15 protein-coding genes are annotated in these 14,723 nt (G+C 63.6%); 9 read left to right on the top strand and 6 right to left on the bottom strand.

Annotated features, from left to right (window positions below; genetic code table 11):
* Positions 1-293 precede the first annotated feature (293 nt).
* On the bottom strand, positions 294-1,067 hold the full coding sequence (locus tag X268_RS00785; protein WP_128923161.1) for a ferredoxin--NADP reductase: 774 nt from the start codon (positions 1,065-1,067) through the stop codon (positions 294-296).
* Between the two features lie 381 nt (positions 1,068-1,448).
* Here X268_RS00785 and X268_RS00780 point away from each other — a divergent pair, with 381 nt between their 5' ends.
* Positions 1,449-2,252: an ATP-grasp domain-containing protein gene (locus X268_RS00780; RefSeq protein WP_128923160.1), complete on the top strand. Its 804-nt coding sequence runs from the start codon at positions 1,449-1,451 to the stop codon at positions 2,250-2,252.
* Positions 2,253-2,383: 131 nt separating this feature from the next.
* The gene (locus X268_RS00775) at positions 2,384-2,620 is read left to right on the top strand and encodes a hypothetical protein (RefSeq protein ID WP_128923159.1); all 237 of its coding nucleotides are present in this window, start codon (positions 2,384-2,386) and stop codon (positions 2,618-2,620) included.
* Positions 2,621-2,930: 310 nt separating this feature from the next.
* Here X268_RS00775 and X268_RS00770 read toward each other — a convergent pair whose 3' ends face one another.
* Positions 2,931-3,131 (bottom strand): hypothetical protein, encoded by a 201-nt coding sequence (locus X268_RS00770; protein ID WP_128923158.1) that lies wholly within the window; start codon positions 3,129-3,131, stop codon positions 2,931-2,933.
* A 625-nt stretch (positions 3,132-3,756) separates the two neighbouring features.
* Between X268_RS00770 and X268_RS00765 the strand changes: the two genes are divergently transcribed.
* Complete coding sequence (locus X268_RS00765; protein ID WP_128923157.1) at positions 3,757-3,963, top strand: hypothetical protein; 207 nt, start codon at positions 3,757-3,759, stop codon at positions 3,961-3,963.
* Between the two features lie 374 nt (positions 3,964-4,337).
* Here the strand turns inward: X268_RS00765 and X268_RS00755 are convergent, their stop codons facing one another.
* Entirely contained in the window at positions 4,338-5,291 is a 954-nt protein-coding gene (locus X268_RS00755) for an amino acid ABC transporter substrate-binding protein (RefSeq protein ID WP_128923156.1), read from the bottom strand.
* A gap of 9 nt (positions 5,292-5,300) precedes the next feature.
* Positions 5,301-6,599, bottom strand: a complete 1,299-nt coding sequence (locus X268_RS00750; RefSeq protein ID WP_128923155.1) for a dicarboxylate/amino acid:cation symporter — start codon at positions 6,597-6,599, stop codon at positions 5,301-5,303.
* 213 nt (positions 6,600-6,812) lie between these two features.
* Between X268_RS00750 and X268_RS00745 the strand changes: the two genes are divergently transcribed.
* The 5 genes from X268_RS00745 to X268_RS00725 all read left to right on the top strand — a co-directional run bounded on the left by X268_RS00745 (position 6,813) and on the right by X268_RS00725 (position 12,148).
* The gene (locus X268_RS00745) at positions 6,813-7,814 is read left to right on the top strand and encodes an NADP-dependent oxidoreductase (protein WP_128923154.1); all 1,002 of its coding nucleotides are present in this window, start codon (positions 6,813-6,815) and stop codon (positions 7,812-7,814) included.
* A gap of 214 nt (positions 7,815-8,028) precedes the next feature.
* On the top strand, positions 8,029-8,859 hold the full coding sequence (locus X268_RS00740) for a hypothetical protein (protein WP_128923153.1): 831 nt from the start codon (positions 8,029-8,031) through the stop codon (positions 8,857-8,859).
* A 106-nt stretch (positions 8,860-8,965) separates the two neighbouring features.
* A complete protein-coding gene (locus X268_RS00735) occupies positions 8,966-9,181 on the top strand; it encodes a hypothetical protein (RefSeq protein ID WP_128923152.1) in 216 nt (71 codons plus the stop codon).
* Between the two features lie 190 nt (positions 9,182-9,371).
* On the top strand, positions 9,372-10,538 hold the full coding sequence (locus X268_RS00730) for an FAD-dependent monooxygenase (protein WP_164937455.1): 1,167 nt from the start codon (positions 9,372-9,374) through the stop codon (positions 10,536-10,538).
* A complete protein-coding gene (locus tag X268_RS00725) occupies positions 10,535-12,148 on the top strand; it encodes a benzoate-CoA ligase family protein (RefSeq protein WP_128923151.1) in 1,614 nt (537 codons plus the stop codon). Before X268_RS00730 ends, X268_RS00725 begins: the two co-directional genes overlap by 4 nt.
* Before the next feature lie 210 nt (positions 12,149-12,358).
* Here the strand turns inward: X268_RS00725 and X268_RS00720 are convergent, their stop codons facing one another.
* Both X268_RS00720 and maiA read right to left on the bottom strand, forming a co-directional pair.
* Entirely contained in the window at positions 12,359-12,871 is a 513-nt protein-coding gene (locus X268_RS00720; RefSeq protein ID WP_164937454.1) for a MarR family winged helix-turn-helix transcriptional regulator, read from the bottom strand.
* Positions 12,861-13,493, bottom strand: a complete 633-nt coding sequence (gene maiA / locus X268_RS00715) for a maleylacetoacetate isomerase (protein WP_128923149.1) — start codon at positions 13,491-13,493, stop codon at positions 12,861-12,863. Before maiA ends, X268_RS00720 begins: the two co-directional genes overlap by 11 nt.
* Before the next feature lie 178 nt (positions 13,494-13,671).
* On the opposite strand from maiA, the gene gtdA reads away from it, so the two are divergent.
* Positions 13,672-14,712 (top strand): gentisate 1,2-dioxygenase, encoded by a 1,041-nt coding sequence (gtdA, locus tag X268_RS00710; protein WP_128923148.1) that lies wholly within the window; start codon positions 13,672-13,674, stop codon positions 14,710-14,712.
* Positions 14,713-14,723: the final 11 nt, after the last annotated feature.

Genomic DNA, 14,723 nt, shown 5'->3' with positions numbered 1-14,723 from the left:
TTTTGCGGTGCAGCAGAGGGGATTGGGAGGACCAGTCGATCCTGAGCGAAGGCCCGGATCGGTCCCCAGTGGAACGCGCAGGCACCTCCACATATTCGGCTGTCGTCCCGGGCAAGCGCCAGCGCAGACCCGGGATCCGTATCCACGGGAAGGGATGTTGGGCGAAGCTGGTGGTTACCAGCCTTCGCAAAACTACTCCCTGCGGGTCTGGGTCCCGGATCGGCGCGCGCTTGAGGCGCGCTTGTCCGGGACGAGTGAGGCGAAGCCATCCCGCGAAAGCGAGATGGCGGCGCTTAGCGCTCGACGAACGCCTTCTCGATCACGAAATGGCCGGGCTTGTTGCCGGAACCTTCGATGAAGTCGCGGCTCTCGAACATCACCTTCAGCTCTTCCAGCATCGCCGGGCTGCCGCACATCATGATGCGGTCGGTTGCGATGTCGAGCGGGCCCTGTCCGATGTCGTTGAAGATCTGCTCGGAGTTGATGAGGTCGGTGATGCGGCCGCGGTTCTTGAACGGCTCGCGGGTCACGGTCGGATAGTACACCAGCTTATCGGCGAGCAATTCGCCGAACAGCTCGTCCTCGCGCAGGCTCGCGACGAGCTTCTCGCCGTAAGCGAGCTCGGAGACCTGACGGCAGCCATGCACCAGCACGATCGACTCGAACTGGTCATAGACCTCGGGGTCCTTGATCAGGCTCGCGAACGGCGCGAGGCCCGTCCCGGTCGAGAGCAGCATCAGCCGCTTGCCGGGAAGCAGATTGTCGGTGATCAGCGTGCCGGTCGCCTTGCGGCCGACCAGGATGGTGTCGCCTTCCTTGATCTTCTGCAGACGCGAGGTCAGCGGGCCGTCCTGAACCTTGATCGAGAAGAACTCGAGCTCTTCCTCGTGGTTGGCGCTCGCCATGCTGTAGGCGCGCAGCAGCGGACGGCCGTCGACCTCGAGGCCGATCATGGCGAACTGGCCGTTCTGGAAGCGGAAGCCGGTATCGCGCGTGGCGCGAAAGCTGAACAGCGTGTCGGTCCAGTGCTGAACGGAAAGAACCTTCTCTCGGTAAAACGCGCTCATGATTTTCGATATTCCGAATAATTGCGGTTTTAGGGCAAAAGCGCTGCCCGGCCCCTGAAAGCGGGGCGGACACCATTGCCATGGCGGAGGATTTCGCGTGTGTGATCTACGCCATTGAGACCAATAATCAACCTCGTTCCGGATGCAATTGATGCTGGTCAAACCGGCATTTGCGGCAGAACTGGTCACATCATTAATGAATCTGCTGCCTGGCCTGCAGGAAGGGCAATTTCTTTTCCCTCCGGAGCTCGAATGCAGCACTTAATTTCCATCGCGCTCGCGAGAATTTCATTAAGAATAGCTCTGATTACCGCACGGGATTGGCGCCGCTGACCGGATTTTTACGGCTTTCGGCGACGGAACGACGAAAGACAGGACGACTTGGCAAGCGACGAGCGAATCTTCGTTCAGGCAATCCGGCGCTATTGCGCGGACCACGGCATCACGGTCGATGTCCGCGCCGGCGGCTGGCTGATCGCGATGCGCCGGGGCGAGATGCGCCATTTCGCTTTCGGCTACGACGTGGGCCTCAACAGCGCCATCGCGCACCGCCTCGCCAACGACAAATCGGCAACCGCCGAGGCGCTGACGCTTGCAGGCGTGCCCTGTGTTCTCCATCACCTCTTCCTTAACCCGAAGCTCGGCAGGAACGTGGTCGGCGCGACCTGGCGTGAGGCGATGCTGGACCTGCTGCGCGACAATCCGCAAGGCGTGGTGGTCAAGCCGAACGAGGGAACATCGGGGCGCTCGGTGTTCAAGGTGACGACGGAAGCGCAACTCGACCACGCCGCTGGCGAGGTCTTTGCGATGAGCGCCGGGCTCGTGATCTCGCCCTATGTCGCGATCGAGGACGAGGTCCGCGTGGTGCTGCTCGATGACGCGCCGCGCGTCGTCTACAGCAAGCAGCGTGGCTCGGATTGGCGGCACAATCTCGATGCCGGCGCAAAGCCGGTGCTGCTGGAGGGCGGCGATGTCCGCGCGGCCTGCGTGCAGCTCGCGATCGAGGCCGCGCGCGCCATCGGCATCATCTTCGCCTCGATCGATGTGGTTCGCGCGGATGGCGCATGGAAAGTGCTCGAGATCAATTCCGGCGTGATGATGGAGGCGCTGGGCAAGCTGCATCCGGAGCTGGTGCAGGCGACCTATGACGCGGCACTGAATCGGATTTTCGAAGAGGCGAGCTGAACCGCCAAGGTCGCAATTGCCGGCCCCGTAGTTCCCTCCAACGCAGCAACTTCACAATATTCCATTGCGCGTGCATTGCCGGTTGATCCAGCGCAATTCCTGGGCGGCCGCGACATGATGGATGTGGCCAAATGACATTCAGAGCTTCCACAGAGGACCGGCAAGAGATTGAGGGTATGAGGATCACTCCGGAACAACTTGAAAATTTCGCGACACAGATTGCGGGCTCCGAGTTCGAGATCCAGGCTCACGACGGCATCAAGGAGCTGATCGGCCACCTTACTCCCGATGACTACGATGCCGTGCTGGCGCGAGCCGCCGAGATCGTGCGTGAGCGCGTCGAGAGCAGATCCGGTCGTCCAAAATAGAACGAGGCCCGGAATACCGAGCCTCGTCACCTAGCTACTGGATTGGGTCAGAGAGAAGCCGCTAGGCAAGAAAAATGCTAGAATGAACCTTGATTGCGCCGATTGCGCCAGCGCAAACAGCCGTGAAATACGTCGACGAGGGCCCTACGATTCCGCCAGGCTACGCTGCGGCCTTCGCCCCCTAGATCAGGCAGGCAAGATAGACAACCGCCGCGCTGAGGACGGCTGCGACCGACCAAAGCGCCGGATCGAACGGCTCGGCGACAACCCTGGTCTCAATTCTGTTCTTTGGCATTGAGGATTCTCCGAGTCAGCGGGCAGCGACGATGGTCGTGCCACTCATAGCCACTGGTCTTCCGGGCTTGGATACGGCCACCCTCTCGACGGAGGTGGCTCTCTCGTCGAAGTGAAGAGAAACGGCGAAGCCACTGATTGCCGCGGCGACCAACAATGCGACGATGACGATCTTGGAGTGGGTTGCACGGTCGGCGCTATAAATCGAGTGATTCATCGGGCTCTCCGAACTCTGTTCGATTAACGCATTGTTAAACAGGGTCACCGGCGTGGCCAGCTCGCGTCGTATCTTAGGGCGAGTCCCCTAAGTAGTCTGACGGAGGAAGGTTTCGGCCGAAGCTTGAGCCGCATCAAACTCGTTCTCCTCCCTTCGCAAATACAAATGCGGTGCCGGTACAGGCAAGGAGGTCGAGTGATGCAGCAGAATTTGCCGCCCCATGTGAGACAGGCTGTCGAGGAGGCTTGGGCCGTCAGGCTTGCACGGCAAGCGGATGCTTGGAAGAGCATGCGTATGGGACGAAGGAGCGCCACTGACTGCGGCGTGGTCGTCGTTCGAAGGCCGAAGCGGACGCAAGCCGTCTCGCAAGACAAATCTCTCGGTTAGCAATTTGCCCGCTCGGGTCGGCTTCGGCCGCTAGGCGGCGAGGTGGGTGGATCCATCGACTCGCGCCGGCACCGTAGCGCCGCTTTCGGAATGAATGATCGTGACACGATGAGATGCAATCTCTTCGATAATCAGGCGACGCAAGCTCAGCCCCCGCGATTGGTCGTGCCCGCCACGCAGCCATGGTCGGCAGTGGACGTAGGTCTCTTCCTCGTCTCGAACTCTATCAGGCAATCAGATGAATGAAGCGCAACAACTGGCTCTGGCGATGTTCGTTCTGGCGTGCGCCGCCATGACCTTGGTCGCGGGACAGCTCTACATGAACCAGGGCTCGGAAATGACTTCTGCCCCCAGACGCTTGCAGACAATGCCGCTGGGCATCTCGTCGCCGACACAGACGAGCCGCAGCGCGATCCCCGATTTCGCGGCGCAGAGGCGGTCATGACGACGAGACGAGCGCAGCAAGCCCGGAGTTCAGCCGTGCGCAAGGAGAGCACCCCGATCGGCAGGCGCAACACCAAGATCACGCTCGGCGAGATGCGCGCGTCCGGCGTCCGTGGCATCATCATCGACTGCGCGGATTGTGGCTGTGGCCACTGGACCGCCCTCAACGCAGACCTCTGGCCAGATGAAGTCCGGCTGTCCGATCTCGAGAGCCAGCTAGCCTGCACGGCGTGCAATGGGAGAGCCGTGGTCAGACCCGATTTCGCCTGGCAGATGAGAAGCCACGGTGGAGCGCTGGTGAACGTCCGCTCGTCTTCTGTTCCTGCTCTAGGCGCGTCAAGAAGCGCCACGAGCTAAGATGCGCCAGGCACGGTGCTAGTTACTTGCGCTCGCCGAATCATCCATCGCCTTGAACGCCTCTTCCAGCTGCAGCGAGATCGGCACGTTCATGCGTTCGCCGGTGGGAAGGCGTGCGGTGAACCATTTGTTGTAGAGCGGGACGAGATCGCGGTTGGAGCCGAGCTTGCGGAAGGCGCGCTCGACCACGGCGGAGAGCTGAGGCTCGCCCTTGCGGAACATAATGCCGTAGGGGTCATAGGACAGATAGTCCCCGACCACACGAAAATATTCCTGCGCCTTGTGGCGCGCGATCAGGCCATAGAGCAGGATGTCGTCGGTTGCGAATGCATCGGCCTTGCCATCGTTCACCATCCGGAACGACTGCTCGTGATCCGGCGCGGTCACGATGTTGAGGCCGAGCGAGAGCTTCTTGTCGACGGCGTGCATCGCCTGCTCGTTCGTCGTGCCCTTGGTCACCACGACGGTCCGGCCCTTCAGGTCCGCGACACCGGAAATTGCCGCTCCCTTCGGCACCATCAGCTTGGTGCCGGCGACGAACATCAGCGGCGAGAAGGCGACGCGCTTGCCGCGCTCGGCATTGGCGGTGGTCGAGCCGCATTCCAGGTCGATCTTGTTCTGGAGCACGGCGTCGATGCGGTCGTCCGAGGTGACCTTGATGTAGTCGATCTTGAGATCGGGATCGTCGACCTCGACGCCGATCTCCTCGACGATGGCCTCGCAGAGCTCGAGGCTGTAGCCGATCGGACGGCCCGACTGATCGAGGAAGGAGAATGGCGGCGAGCTTTCGCGATAGCCGAGCCGCACGGCGTGGGCCTTCTTGATGGCGGACAGCGTCGGGCTGAGCCCTTCGCCGGCCTGCGCGAGCGCCGAGGTCGCGAACAACGAGGTCGCGAACAAAGACGTCGCGAGCAACGAGGCCGCGAACCACAGGCGGCCCGAGGTCAGCGACCTCGCTGGGGTCTGACCCATGGTTCACTCCTACCCATGGCCGGCCATTGCGGGTACCTCGCCCGGCACCATGTCGTCGGGCACGACGTCGGCTGGTCCGAGCGCATGCTCGGGCCCGAGCTCGCCTTCCCATTTGGCCACGACCGAGGTCGCCAGCGTGTTGCCGATCACGTTGGTGGCGCTGCGGCCCATGTCTAGGAAGGTGTCGATGCCCATGATCATCAACAGGCCCGCCTCGGGGATGTTGAACTGCGCCAAGGTCGATGCGATCACGACGAGGGAGGCACGCGGCACGCCGGCGACGCCCTTGGAAGTGATCATCAGCGTCGCCAGCATCGCGAGCTGGGTGCCGAGCGGCATGTCGATGTGATAGCTCTGCGCGATGAAGATGCTCGCGAAGGTGCAGTACATCATTGTGCCGTCGAGGTTGAAGGAATAGCCGAGCGGCAGCACGAAGCTCGAGATTCGCGACGAGGCGCCGAAGCGGTTCAGCCCCTCCAGCGTCTTCGGATAGGCCGCCTCCGAGCTGGCGGTGGAGAACGCGATCATCAGGGGCTCGCGGATCAGCTTCAGGAGATGGCTGTAGCGCGGCCCGATCACGATGAAGCCGACGATAACCAGGATGGCCCACAGGATCATCAGCGAGAGATAGAAGCCGCCCATGAAGACGACGAGCTTCCAGAGCACGGCGAGGCCGTTCTTGGCGACCGTGGCGGTGATCGCGGCCCATACCGCGAGCGGCGCGAACAGCATCACGTAGCTGGTCACCTTCAGCATGATGTGACCGATGTCGTCGATCAGCGCCAGGATCGGCTTTGAGCGCTCCGGCATCGCGCCCATCGCCACCGAGAAGAACACGGCGAAGATCACGATCTGCAGGATCTCGTTCTGCGCCATCGCATCCGCGATCGAGGTCGGAATCAGATGGGTCAGGAATTTCTCGATCGAGAAGGCCGAGACCGGCAGGCCGGTCGATTGCCCCGCTGCAGGCAGTGTGCCCGGGAAGTTGGCGCCGGGCTGCAGCAGATTGACCATGATCAGGCCGAGCAGCAGCGAGACGAAGGACGCGCTGACGAACCAGCCCATGGTCTTGGCGAAGATGCGGCCGAGCTTGGCGCCGGAGCCCATATGGGCAATGCCGCCGACCAGGGTCGCGAACACTAGGGGCGCGATGATCATCTTGATCAGACGCAGGAACATCATGGCGATCAGGTTGATGGCAGAGGCCCACTCGGCGCGCGTGTCGGGCAGGAAGTTGTAGATCGCCGACCCCAAGACGATGCCAAGCACCATCGCCGCCAGAATGTATTGCGTGAACCTGTTCGACATCGTTGACCCCCACGTACACCGGCGCTTCATGATGTCGCAGATATCACAGCGACGCAACACGCTTTGCGTGTGATCGCGTTGACCGGATGTTCCCTTGTGAAACGGAACGCCGCGATCTAGCCTTCATGCAGCGCACAACACACATGCGGCTTGCACGTTTTGTTTGCGGCGGCTGCATCAATAATCGTCAAGATAATCAAAGAGGGAAACGCCATGAGCGGCAGCATCAATCGCCAAATCCTGCTGGTCGAGAAGCCCAGCGGCAAGCTCGGCCCCGAGCATTTCAAGATGGTGGACGGCGCCATGCCGGAACCGAAAGATGGCGAGGCCCTGCTGCGCGTGCGCTACATTTCGCTCGATGCCGCCAACCGCGCCTGGATGCACGGCGCGACCTATCGCTCCGCCGTGGAGGCCAACAGTGTGATGGCCGGCGGCGCCATCGCCGAGGTCGTCAGCTCGAAGGCGCCTGAACTCGTTGCCGGCGACATCGTGTTCGGCGACACCGGCTGGCAGGAATATGCGGCGGTGCCGGCGAAGCATCTCACCAAGATGCCGAAGCTGGAGCCGATGACGCATCTGCTCAGCGTGTTCGGCATCGCCGGCCTCACCGCCTATTTCGGCCTGCTCGAGATCGGCAAGCCCAGGGAAGGCGAGACCGTCGTGGTTTCCGCCGCCGCAGGCTCGGTCGGCTCGATCGTCGGACAGATCGCCAAGATCAAGGGATGCCGCGTGGTCGGCATCGCCGGCGGCGCGGACAAGTGCAACTGGCTGACCTCCGAGCTCGGCTTCGATGCCGCGGTGGACTACAAGGACGGCGCGCTGTTCAAGGCGCTGCGCGCAGCCGCACCTGATGGCATCGACGTCTATTTCGACAATGTCGGCGGCGACATTCTCGAAGCCTGCCTGCCGCAGATGAACAATTACGGCCGCGTCGCCTGCTGCGGCGCGATCTCGCAGTATGATAGCGCGCCTGCTGCGCACGGCCCGCGCGGTGTGCCCGGCCTGATCGTGGTGAAGCGGCTCGTCATGCAAGGCTTCATCGTGATGGACTACATGAAGGAGAGCCAGCGCGCGCTCGCCGATCTCCAGGCCTGGGTCAAATCCGGCAGGCTGAAGGTGCAGGAAGACATCATCGACGGCCTCGCCAACACGCCGAAGGCGCTGATCGGATTGCTCGCCGGCGAGAACCGCGGCAAGCGCATGGTGAGGCTCTGACGGCGTTTTTATTTGAGCATGCTCTTTTCGGAAAACCGCTGCACACTTTTCCGGATCATGCTCTAAGTTACGTCAAAATTGCGCCGGCAATATTGACTTGCGGCAGACACGGAAGCGGCCAAAGATGCCGCTCCGCGAGCTGCCGCTCGCGGCGATTATTTGCATCACTTTTAATAATGCGTCGGCGTTACCGACAGGGCAGGAATTCATTCAGATGTTCAACACGTTGAAACACGTCTCAGCGCGCAGCGCGTTGCTCGCCGCAACGCTCTTCGCAACTGCAGCAAGTGCCTTCGCGCAAGCGCCGACCGAAGCCCAAAAGAGCGCCGTCCGGTCCGCGTGCCGCTCGGACTTCATGGCGCACTGCTCGAGCGTGACGCCCGGCGGCACGGAAGCGTTTCAATGCCTCGCCAAGAACATGTCGAGCCTGTCGTCGAGGTGCCAGGCTGCGGTTCGCGCGCTCGAGCCGAAGACCGAAGCGGCCCCCGCCGCTCCGAAGACCGAAGCTGCGCCCAAAGCGGAGCCGGCGCCGGCACCTGCCGCGCCGAAGGCTGAATCCGCTCCCGCTGCGAAGCCGGCCGCCGCACCGGCGCCGAAGGCCGCGGCGCCCAAGCAGCCGAGCAGCGCGCAACTTGCAGCGATCAAGAGCGCATGCCGCGGCGACTATCCCAAGGTCTGCGCCAGCGTGCCGCCGGGCGGCGCCCCCGCGCTCGAATGCCTGGAGAAGAACAAGGCCAAGGTCTCGCCCGCCTGCGAGAAGGCCGTAGGTGCCGCAACCGGCGGCGCCGCAGCCGCAGCGCCTGCTGCGGGGGCCGCTCCTGCGGCGGCGGCAGCACCGGCAACCGCGCCGGCCGTGATCGTGCTGCGTCCGCTGCGGCCGCGCGAAGAGCTGTTCATCGTCCGCTCCGCCTGCGGCGCGGACATCCGCACGCTGTGCGCCAGCGTCGCGCCCGGCGGCGGCCGCATCATCCAATGCATCTCCAGCAACGCCGCCTCGCTGTCGCCGGCCTGCAAGGACGTGCTCGCCCCATTCGCCGCGCGATAGCTTTGCGCATCGACGTTTGGCGGCGTGCGAATGAATTTTCGCGCGCCAGCGACGACAAATCCCTTGCAGATATCGATTTCGATCACGACAAGACCGGGAGGACAACATGCGTTCATTGCTGCTCGTTGCTGCTGCGCTCCTCGCCTTTGGAGCGACCATGACGTTCGCGGCCACCGATGCCAATGCGGTGGTGTGCGCGCGCGGGGTCTATCGCGCCGGCTGCGCCGGGCCGAATGCGGCCGTCGTGGTTCGCAAGCCGGTTCCGGTCGTCCGCTGCACCAGGGTGCTGGTGAACGGGGTCTATGTGAAGCGCTGCGTCTGACGCGCGAATAGCCAAGCCGGCGCGGTTTGGCTATGGTTCGGGCCTGACGGGTTCGGACGCGCGCAAAACGCGGGTCCGAGATGAGTTTCGGTGCGCCTGCGCTTGGCCGATAATTCTGCTGGCGCCGGGCGCCGGAGCACATTAGTCTACCCCTAGATAGTAAGTATACTGTCAATTAGGGAGGCAGACGTTGCGGATCGCCGTGATTGGCGGAGGGCCCGGAGGGCTCTACTTCGCCTATCTCTGGAAGAAGCGTCACCCCGAGGATCAGGTCGACCTGTTCGAACAGAACCCGGCCGACGCGACCTGGGGCTTTGGCGTCGTGTTCTCCGACCAGGCGCTGGAATTCCTGCGCGCCGACGATCCCGAGACGGTCGACGCGATCGCGCCGCATATGGAAAGCTGGGAGAACATCACGCTGAACCTTCACGGCGACAGCGTCGCCATCGACGGCGTCGGCTTCTCCTCGATCGGGCGGCTGGAGCTGCTGAGATTGCTGCAGCAGCGCGCAATCGACGTCGGCGTCACGCCGCGCTTCGACACGCCAATTAACGCCATCGACCAGCTCAACGGCCACGATTTGATCGTCGCCGCCGACGGGCTCAACTCGCTGGTGCGCCGCGCGTTCGAGGGCGATTTCGGCACCTCGCTGTCCTACTCCTCCAACAAGTTCGTCTGGTACGGCACCTCGAAGCGCTTCGACACGCTGTCGCAGACCTTCGTGAAGACCGACCGCGGCGCCTTCAACGCCCATCACTACCGCTACTCGCCGACCATGAGCACCTTCCTGGTCGAATGCGACCACGCGACGTGGCAGGCCTATGGCTTCGCCTACAAGGACGTCGAGCAGTCCAAGGGCGTCTGCGAGGAGGTGTTCGCCGACACGCTAGGCGGCCGCTCGCTGGTCTCCAACAAATCGGTCTGGCGCAATTTCCCCTGGGTCTGGAACGAGCACTGGTCGTTCAAGAACATGGTGCTGCTCGGCGACGCACTGCATTCGGCGCATTTCTCGATCGGCTCGGGCACGCGGCTGGCCATCGAGGACGCCATCGCGCTGGTCAAGGCGCTGGAATCCGATGCGCATCTTGCGACCGCCCTGCATCGCTACCAGGCCGCGCGAAAACCGGTGGTGCAGAAGCTCGTCAATGCCGCGCGCACCTCGGCGTTCTGGTACGAGCACTTTGCCGAGCACATGAAGCTCGACCTGATGGACTTCGCCTACAGCTACATCACCCGCTCCGGCCGCATCGACGATGCTCGCCTGCGCCACATGTCGCCGGCCTTCATGGCCCGGTACGAGGCCGCCAAGAACGGTGGAGACAACGGCGGAGATGCAAGCGACGAGGCCACGGCATGAGCAACGAGATTCGCGACCAGGTGCCCGCCGGCAGCAAGGGGGCACGCGAGATCGGCTTCGCCGTTCCCGACATCTACAACGCCAGCCGCGTGCTGTTCGACAACCTCGGCAAGGGTCGCGGAGACAAGCTCGCGCTGATCGGTCCGGCGGGCACGCGCACCTATGCGGCGCTCTGCGCGGAGGCCTGCCGCTGGGGCAATGGCTTCGCCTCACTCGGCCTGCAGCGCGGCGATCGCGTGCTGCTGTTTCTCGACGACACACCGGCCTACCCGGCCGCGTTCTTCGGCGCGGTGCGCGCCGGCTTCGTGCCGCTTCTGATCAACACGCTGACGCCGCCGGACCTCCTGCAATTCTATCTCGTCGATTCCGGCGCGAGCGTTGCGGTGGCGGACGCCGAATTCTGCGCGCGCTTCAATGCGGAGGCCTGCAAGGATACTGGCCTGCGCACGCTGATCGTCGTCAATGGCGCGGCGGGCGATCACGGCGCGCCGCGGGCGCTCGCGGCGGAGAGCTGGCTGGCGCAATTCCCCACGCAGCTGGCGGAAGCGGACACGCATCGCAACGAGATGGCGTTCTGGATGTATTCGTCCGGCTCGACAGGACGTCCCAAGGGCATTGTGCATCTCCAGCACGACATGGCCTATAGCGATCACGCCTTCGCGCAGAACATCCTGAAGCTGACGCCGGACGACATCTGCTTCTCGGTGCCGAAGATCTTCTTCGCCTATGGCTTTGGCAATTCCGTCACCTTCCCATTCTCGGCGGGAGCTGCGACGCTGCTGCTGCCGGGCCAGCCGAAGCCCGCCGCGATCTTTTCGGCGATCGAGCGCTACAGGCCGACGCTGTTCTTCGGCCTGCCCACGCTCTACACGGCGCTGACCAAGGCCGAGGGTGCGGACAAGATTGATTTCTCGTCGCTGCGCATGGCGCTCTCCGCAGCCGAAGTGCTGTCGGCGGAGGTCTTCAACGGCTGGAAGACGCTGACCGGCCTCGAGATCGTCGAGGGCCTCGGCTCGACCGAGGTGCTGCACATCTATTTGTCCAACAGGCCCGAGCAGAAGAAGCTCGGCGCCGCCGGCCTGCGCGTGCCCGGCTACGAGGTCGCGCTGCGCGACAAGGACGGCCGCGACGTCGGCGACGGCGAGGAAGGCATCTTGTGGGTACGCGGCGATTCCAACACGCCACTGTACTGGAACCGGCCGGACAAATCCGCCGAGACGATCCGCGACGAGGGGTGGATCTACACCGGCGACCGCTTCGTGAGGGATGCCGACGGCTTCCACTTCTTCCGCGGCCGCGCCGATGATCTCATCAAGATCTCCGGGCAGTGGGTCTATCCGCTAGAGGTCGAGCTCTGCCTCGCCGACCATCCTGACATTCGCGAATGTGCGGTGTTCGCCGCCGAACTGCCGGACCGGCGCATGACGCTGAAGGCGGTGGTGGTGATGAACAACCGCACCGCCGACCAGCGTGACGCGACGCGGCGATTGCAGGACTACGTCAAGGGCAGGCTGCTTCCCTACAAATATCCGCGCGAGGTCATCTTCATCGACGAGTTGCCGAAGACGGGGACGGGCAAGATCGACCGGCAGGCGTTGCTCAGGATGTGAGGCGAGGGCTTAGCTACACTCTCGGTGTCGTCCCCGCCTAGTGCGCAATTGCGCACGGGGGCGGGGACCCATACGCCGCAGCAGGAGTTGTTGTGCGAGCTTGTCATTGCCTGTTCTCGCCAAATTACTGCGGAGTATGGGTCCCGGATCTGCGCTACGCTTGTCCGGGACGACGGCAGTGTGTGGAGCGCGACCATCGCCTCACACCCCTCACCCGCCCTTGCCCAGATGCTCCAGCGCATCCTCGGCCCGCAGCGGCACGCGCGAGGCCTCGTTGTTGAGATCGACGAGCTGCGACAACAGCCCCATCAGCGTCCTGCGATCGGCGGGCTTCAGCGGCTGCAGCATCCGCTCCTGGGCGCGGTCGACGGCCGGGATGATCTCGCGCAGGATCGCAGTGCCTGCCTTGGTCAAATGGAGCAGCTTGATCCGCTTGTCCTCGGGCGCGGGCTTGCGCTCGATATAGGCCTTGGCCTGCAGCCGCTCGATCACGCTGCCGAGCGTGGAGCGGTCAAACGCGATCACCGCCGACAGCCGCGTGGCGTCGATGCCGGGATGGGTGTGGATGGCGATCAGGGCTGCATATTGTACCGGGGTCAGGTCGAACGCCTTGCACTCCTCCATGAAGATCGCGACCGCAATCTGCTGCATGCGCCGGAACAGATAGCCCGGCGCGGCATAGACCGCGTCGATCGTGATCGGAGGGGGCGGCTTACTCGGCATCGGGCTGCTTCTCCGGTGCGGCATCGGCGAAGGCCGGCAGCGCCCTGGCGGCGGCGTCCGCCTTCAGCAGGCGCGGATAGGCGGAGACGTCGACACCGAAGCGGCGCGCATTGGCGAGCTGCGGCACGAGGCAGAGATCGGCCAGCGTCGGCGCGTCGCCGAAGCAGAACGGACCCGGCTCGTCCTTGATCAGCGTCTCGCAGGCCGACAGTCCTTCGCGGTTGACCCAGGCGGCCCAATCCTGGACCTTGTCCTCGGGCAGGCCGAGCTCGCGCAGCCGCGCCAGCACTTTCAGGTTCTGCACCGGATGGGTGTCGCAGGCGATCGCCAGCGCAAACGCCCGCACCTTGGCGCGCTGCAACGGGTCCTTCGGCAGCAGCGGCGGATTGGGGTGCGTCTCATCGAGCCATTCGATGATCGCGACCGATTGCGTCAGCACCGCTCCGGTATCGTTCTCCAGCGCTGGCACGAGGCCTTGCGGGTTGATGGCGAGATAAGCGGGCGCACATTGCTCGCCCTTGCGCAAATGATGCGGCAGATGCGCGGCCTTGAGGCCCTTCAGGTTCAGCGCGATCCGCACCCGATAGGCGGCGCTGGAGCGGAAATAGCCGTGCAGCTTCATCGGAGGCTCCCTATTCCTTGTCATTCCGGGGCGATGCGCAGCATCGAACCCGGAATCTCGAGGTTCCGGGTTCACGCTTCGCGTGCCCCGGAATGACCGTCTTGTAGTTTACCCGTCACGTTGACGCTAGCCATATTGGCAGTATACTGTCAAATTAGAAACGAACGGGAGCCGCGCCATGGAAGCCGTGACCAAGACGCCGGAACGCGAAGCGTTCTACAAAAAGATCGACGGCGAAAACCTCACCGCGCTGTGGACGGTGATGAGCGACCTGATCACGCCGGAGCCGAAAAGCGCCTGCCGGCCGCACTTATGGAAATTTGACGTCATCCGCGACTACATGACGGAAGCCGGCAAGCTCATCACCGCCAAGGAGGCCGAGCGGCGGGGGCTGGGGCTGGAGAACCCCGGCCTGCGCGGCCAGTCCAAGATCACGACCTCGCTCTATGCCGGCGTGCAGATGGTGGTGCCCGGTGACGTCGCGCCGGCACATCGCCACAGCCAGTCAGCCCTGCGCTTCGTGCTCGAAGGCAAGGGCGCCCACACCGCCGTGGACGGCGAACGCACCGCGATGGAGCCCGGCGACTTCATCATCACGCCCTCGATGACCTGGCACGATCATTCCAACGAGACCGATCAGCCGATGTTCTGGCTGGATGGCCTCGACATCCCGCTGGTGCAGTTCTTCGACTGCTCCTTTGCGGAGGGATCGAAGGAAGACCAGCAGAAAATCACCAAGCCAGCCGGCGACAGCTTTGCGCGCTACGGCCACAACCTCCTGCCCGTCGACGTGAAGCGGAGCTCGAAGACCTCGCCGATCTTCAGCTATCCCTACGTCTACACCCGCGAAGCGCTGGAGAAAGCCAGGACGGGCCAGGAATGGGACGCCTGCCACGGCCTCAAGCTGAAGTTCAGCAACCCCGAGACCGGCGATTTCGCGATGCCAACCATCGGCACCTTCATCCAGCTGCTGCCCAAAGGCTTCAAGACCGCGCGCTATCGTTCGACCGATGCCACCGTGTTCTGCCCGATCGAAGGCCGTGGCCGCAGCCGCATCGGCGACGCAGTGTTCGAATGGGGCCCGCGCGACCTGTTCGTGGTGCCGAGCTGGCACTGGGTCACGCACGAGGCGAATGAGGATGCCGTGCTGTTCAGCTTCTCGGACCGTCCGGTGCAGCAGAAGCTCGATCTGTTCCGGGAAGATCGCGGCAACGCGTGACGGTGGGCAAA

Source organism: Bradyrhizobium guangxiense, from assembly GCF_004114915.1.
Lineage (GTDB): Bacteria > Pseudomonadota > Alphaproteobacteria > Rhizobiales > Xanthobacteraceae > Bradyrhizobium > Bradyrhizobium guangxiense.
This window is presented reverse-complemented; position numbering and strand designations above follow the sequence as displayed.

Coding starts and splice junctions, on each gene's coding strand:
- X268_RS00775 (WP_128923159.1), top strand. CDS start 2,384: ATGACATTCAGAGCTTCCACAGAGGACCGGCAAGAGATTGAGGGTATG.
- maiA (WP_128923149.1), bottom strand. CDS start 13,493: ATGAAGCTGCACGGCTATTTCCGCTCCAGCGCCGCCTATCGGGTGCGG.
- X268_RS00755 (WP_128923156.1), bottom strand. CDS start 5,291: ATGGGTCAGACCCCAGCGAGGTCGCTGACCTCGGGCCGCCTGTGGTTC.
- X268_RS00735 (WP_128923152.1), top strand. CDS start 8,966: ATGCGTTCATTGCTGCTCGTTGCTGCTGCGCTCCTCGCCTTTGGAGCG.
- X268_RS00720 (WP_164937454.1), bottom strand. CDS start 12,871: ATGCCGAGTAAGCCGCCCCCTCCGATCACGATCGACGCGGTCTATGCC.
- X268_RS00785 (WP_128923161.1), bottom strand. CDS start 1,067: ATGAGCGCGTTTTACCGAGAGAAGGTTCTTTCCGTTCAGCACTGGACC.
- X268_RS00745 (WP_128923154.1), top strand. CDS start 6,813: ATGAGCGGCAGCATCAATCGCCAAATCCTGCTGGTCGAGAAGCCCAGC.
- X268_RS00770 (WP_128923158.1), bottom strand. CDS start 3,131: ATGAATCACTCGATTTATAGCGCCGACCGTGCAACCCACTCCAAGATC.
- X268_RS00750 (WP_128923155.1), bottom strand. CDS start 6,599: ATGTCGAACAGGTTCACGCAATACATTCTGGCGGCGATGGTGCTTGGC.
- X268_RS00725 (WP_128923151.1), top strand. CDS start 10,535: ATGAGCAACGAGATTCGCGACCAGGTGCCCGCCGGCAGCAAGGGGGCA.
- X268_RS00765 (WP_128923157.1), top strand. CDS start 3,757: ATGAATGAAGCGCAACAACTGGCTCTGGCGATGTTCGTTCTGGCGTGC.
- X268_RS00740 (WP_128923153.1), top strand. CDS start 8,029: ATGTTCAACACGTTGAAACACGTCTCAGCGCGCAGCGCGTTGCTCGCC.
- gtdA (WP_128923148.1), top strand. CDS start 13,672: ATGGAAGCCGTGACCAAGACGCCGGAACGCGAAGCGTTCTACAAAAAG.